We start from the raw sequence: 3,661 nt of genomic DNA, 5'->3' as shown, positions 1-3,661 counted from the left end.
GCTGATAGGGATAGAACTAAAAAATCATGAGAAAATATATGTTGGTGTCATTAAAATATCAAGGGAGAAATCAATGAGAGTACATTTAATCAGCAAAGCTTGTGAATGGTTAAAGGAAGAGACATTTTTATACAATGAATTAAGGGCTATTTATTTTGAGGATGATTATTTATATTCGTTGAATCTCTATATTCAATCCTTCCAGTAAAATCATTAAGAATCAATACCATAATGTATCTTATGCTTTTTGAAAAAATATTTTAGAAGCTCATATTTCCCTATACAAAAGTCGCCAGTTTTAACCTGTTTTGAGGTTTTTTTGTACCCATTACATTCAAAGCACAGCTCTATCCATTCAAAAGGTAGTCCCTTCTCGTCATAAAAAACAATGGCATTTCTTGGATAATAACACATACTTTCTTCCTCATATTTTTTTGTTTTAAATCCATAGTTATACAGGATATAAGTTAATTCATTTAGCTGCTTTTGATTTAAAGTAAATGACTCAAAAATTTTTGGCTGATTTTGAAAATCAGCAAATATTGTAGGTTCAGTGACGCTATTTATTAAAGTATCTATATTGATATACTCTTTAAATGAGATTATTTTTACTAAAGAAGATTGGTTAAATGGATAGAACTGTTTTCGTTGAGTAGCAGCATATATATTTAAAGGAACACATTTTAACCATTTTTCATTGGGAGATGGGGGAGGAGGAGGTAAAGGATTTCTCTTTAAATTTTGAGATACCCCATTCATCATTATTACTCCATTCAGTATAACTGTTATCAAAAGTAAACTTTTCATTTTTAGTTGGGTGTGAATATTAACTGTTATAAATATTCAATAAAATAATAAAATCGACCCTCGCTTGGCGTAGTGTTTTTTACTACGTAAGCGGGCTTTGGATTCTAATAAGACAAGGTTTTACAATTGCTTTATTGTGTTATATGATTGTATTTTAACTACTTAATATATTTTCAATCAAAAAAAAGGTGCAACTTTTTGAATTCAATTAATACTTAAGTGAGAATTCGAAAATAGCATGAGGTTAATATCGCTTTAACCATGAATCAATAGAGATAGTATAATTATCAATTAGTTTATTTATTATACGACTTGAAATTCCTGTAGCATAGTCTCCCCATGAAAGAGAGTGCGAATCAGTGATTCTAGCCAAATTTTTATTGAAAATTTTGATTCTATTTTCCCATCTTCCATTGTTTTCTGGAAATGGAGGATTTTCAGGGCTGTATTCTAATTCATAAACTCTTTTATACCTAATCCCTGAATAAAGAGATTTGTATTCTAAAAAAACATAGAATTTTCCGTTTGAAGCGGGATTGAAAAAAGTTAAATCAAAAGTATAGGGGGGGACTTTATATTGATAAATACCTCCTTTAATTAAGGTATGAACATACTTTTTTGAATTATTTTTATTACAAAATATATCTCCTTCTTTTTCATGATACATACTTATTGTAATTTGAGTTGCAGGTAAATTCCCCACTTGGTGAAGATTGAACCAATGCTCATCTATACAATTATTTGGACATTGTTGACCAGCATCACAGCATTGAGTAGGACTTATTGTATCTGCTTCTGAACAAAATGGGAGAAACTTGAAATCTGGTTGGTTTAGATATTCATTTGCAATAATATTATCTTTTTTTTGTGTATGCAGTTGCCACGCCGCAACAAAAATACCCACGACTGTTAAAACAGCCGCATAAAAAGCAATGATAGCTTGTGATGAAGTTTCATTAAACCATTTTTTCTCATTGAGACACACTTCAAATTTATGTGTAATGTAAATGATAATAATCACTCCTATTGTAATTAATATAAGTATTGGTAATTTGTTTATAAATGTTTTCATACTTAGTATTTTTGATTTATTAGGCTCATGTAACCAATTTATTTAGGGAGAGTTTTGATAGTTGCAATCTAAATTCTCCCTAAATATACAATTAAAATGACTCCATCTCCAAAATCACCCTCCGTTCATCCGCTTTACTATAAGCCTCCAACGAACAATTAGTTTTAAGACTAAGCACTACTTTCACATATTCTTTCCGCTAACTTTTTCTGGTTATTAGATAATCCATAAAGTTTCATGTTTCTTTTCAAAGAATGGGGATGCTAGATATATTTTATATACATAAACTATTTGGTAACATCATCAAGAAAGGCATTGCTTGGGTGTAATCTAATTGGATGTATTCCAACCCTAGCTTTCTGATATTTTGGTAATAAGTAGCATGTTGTTGGTAATAATTTTTTTCTGATTGGATGTACCATGTTTTTTCACCCAAAAAATGAGCTAAAAACCATTTTTCAAGCAATCGAGCTGTGCGTCCATTGCCATCATTCCAAGGATGGATTTTTACAAAAACTAAGTGTACTAAACTAGCAAAGAAGAAAGCCTCTTCAATAGACAGTGGGCAATTCAAAAGAAAATGGATGTCATGATAAAATTTATCCATTTCTGCCTCTACAATAAAAGGTGAAGCTGCAACATACTCAATTTTACCATCTGGCGTAGTTACATACATATTTTGGGTACGTAGTCTTCCTTGGTACTGCGCCGAAATAATATGTTTACTTAGTAGTTGATGTGCTTGCTCGATATTTTGGCGATTCAGCGGATTATTTTTGGCAAAAGAATAGGCATTGTATAAATCATCAATCTTTTTGGTATAATCAGGCAAAAAATCAATGCCAAATCTTTTGTATTTGATATATGAATCCAGTTCAATTTCTTCCCCCTCAATCTTGCTAGAATATACTGAAGCCACTGAAGTATAAAAACTAAAAGTATCGGTAGAGAGTTCAGCATCATGTAACTCATTAAAAGCCTTTATTACATCGACAGGAAAGCCTAAACGATATGCTGCTAACAAATCAGAAGGAATAATTTTTAACGGATAGTCCATGTCAAGAAGCTTTCAGATGGTTTGGGAAAAGCTCATAAAACAAAAAAACAGAATTCTTTTGAAATTCTGTTTTAATTACTTTTCTGTGTAGAGAGTGAGGGTCTAAATAATGTGTTATAAATGAGCGGGTTACATCTTTGTGTAACTACCTGCCTCCAGAAATGCCACCAGAAAATTTCAAAAAAAATATTGCATAATATTTATGCAAAAATTTTTCCTAAATTTTCTGGATAAAAAGGAAATATATTTCCCCAAGCATTTTGCTCTACTGGAACAGGTTTATGCTTTTTTCCAAAATTTTCTACAAGATTCCATAATCTTTCTTTGTCCTTGATTAATGATTGATTATTAAGGATTAGTACTTCAATTTCTTTTTTTAACACTTGAACAATTTCCTTTTCCTCTACAGTTTCTGAAAGATTTCTTTGCATTTCTCCAACTCCACATACTAACCATAAAGCATCTACTTGAGGAAAATTTTTAAGAATAGCTTCAAGTACTTCAGCACCTGGCTTAGTTCCTTTATTTAGAATATTTGAAATAGTTTGAGGGCTTCTTCCAATTTTTGAGGCAAAATCAGATTGTCCTTTTGATAACTTTTCTACTAAAACCTCAATCCGATAATTAATTTCACTTTCCATAACTGTTTGATATTTAAGCGTTTAAAAATATTATTATCAATTTATGAATAATTTATTACTTTTTATTTGTTAGTATTACTATAT

General features: G+C 30.4%; 5 protein-coding genes. 1 reads left to right on the top strand and 4 read right to left on the bottom strand.

Annotation, left to right across the window (positions count from 1 at the left end; genetic code table 11):
* A partial coding sequence (locus AC07XN_RS23725) for a hypothetical protein (RefSeq protein ID WP_494744848.1) occupies positions 1-208 on the top strand: 208 nt, incomplete at its 5' end.
* A gap of 5 nt (positions 209-213) precedes the next feature.
* Here the strand turns inward: AC07XN_RS23725 and AC07XN_RS23720 are convergent.
* The 4 genes from AC07XN_RS23720 to AC07XN_RS23705 form a co-directional block, all read right to left on the bottom strand.
* The gene (locus tag AC07XN_RS23720; protein ID WP_494744847.1) at positions 214-807 is read right to left on the bottom strand and encodes a hypothetical protein; all 594 of its coding nucleotides are present in this window, start codon (positions 805-807) and stop codon (positions 214-216) included.
* Between the two features lie 244 nt (positions 808-1,051).
* A complete protein-coding gene (locus tag AC07XN_RS23715) occupies positions 1,052-1,879 on the bottom strand; it encodes a hypothetical protein (RefSeq protein ID WP_494744846.1) in 828 nt (275 codons plus the stop codon).
* 274 nt (positions 1,880-2,153) lie between these two features.
* Positions 2,154-2,936: a Fic family protein gene (locus AC07XN_RS23710; protein WP_494744845.1), complete on the bottom strand. Its 783-nt coding sequence runs from the start codon at positions 2,934-2,936 to the stop codon at positions 2,154-2,156.
* A 200-nt stretch (positions 2,937-3,136) separates the two neighbouring features.
* Entirely contained in the window at positions 3,137-3,577 is a 441-nt protein-coding gene (locus AC07XN_RS23705) for a helix-turn-helix domain-containing protein (protein ID WP_494744844.1), read from the bottom strand.
* Positions 3,578-3,661: the final 84 nt, after the last annotated feature.

The sequence above is a fragment of the Arcicella sp. GW458-12-2-14-TSB2 genome (genome assembly GCF_059423785.1).
The sequence above is the reverse complement of the archived record's forward strand: the minus strand, read 5'-3'. Positions and strand labels throughout refer to the sequence as shown.

Excerpts from the sequence above, each read along its gene's own strand:
- AC07XN_RS23710 (WP_494744845.1), bottom strand. The coding sequence starts at position 2,936 with ATGGACTATCCGTTAAAAATTATTCCTTCTGATTTGTTAGCAGCATAT.
- AC07XN_RS23720 (WP_494744847.1), bottom strand. The coding sequence starts at position 807 with ATGAAAAGTTTACTTTTGATAACAGTTATACTGAATGGAGTAATAATG.
- AC07XN_RS23715 (WP_494744846.1), bottom strand. The coding sequence starts at position 1,879 with ATGAAAACATTTATAAACAAATTACCAATACTTATATTAATTACAATA.
- AC07XN_RS23705 (WP_494744844.1), bottom strand. The coding sequence starts at position 3,577 with ATGGAAAGTGAAATTAATTATCGGATTGAGGTTTTAGTAGAAAAGTTA.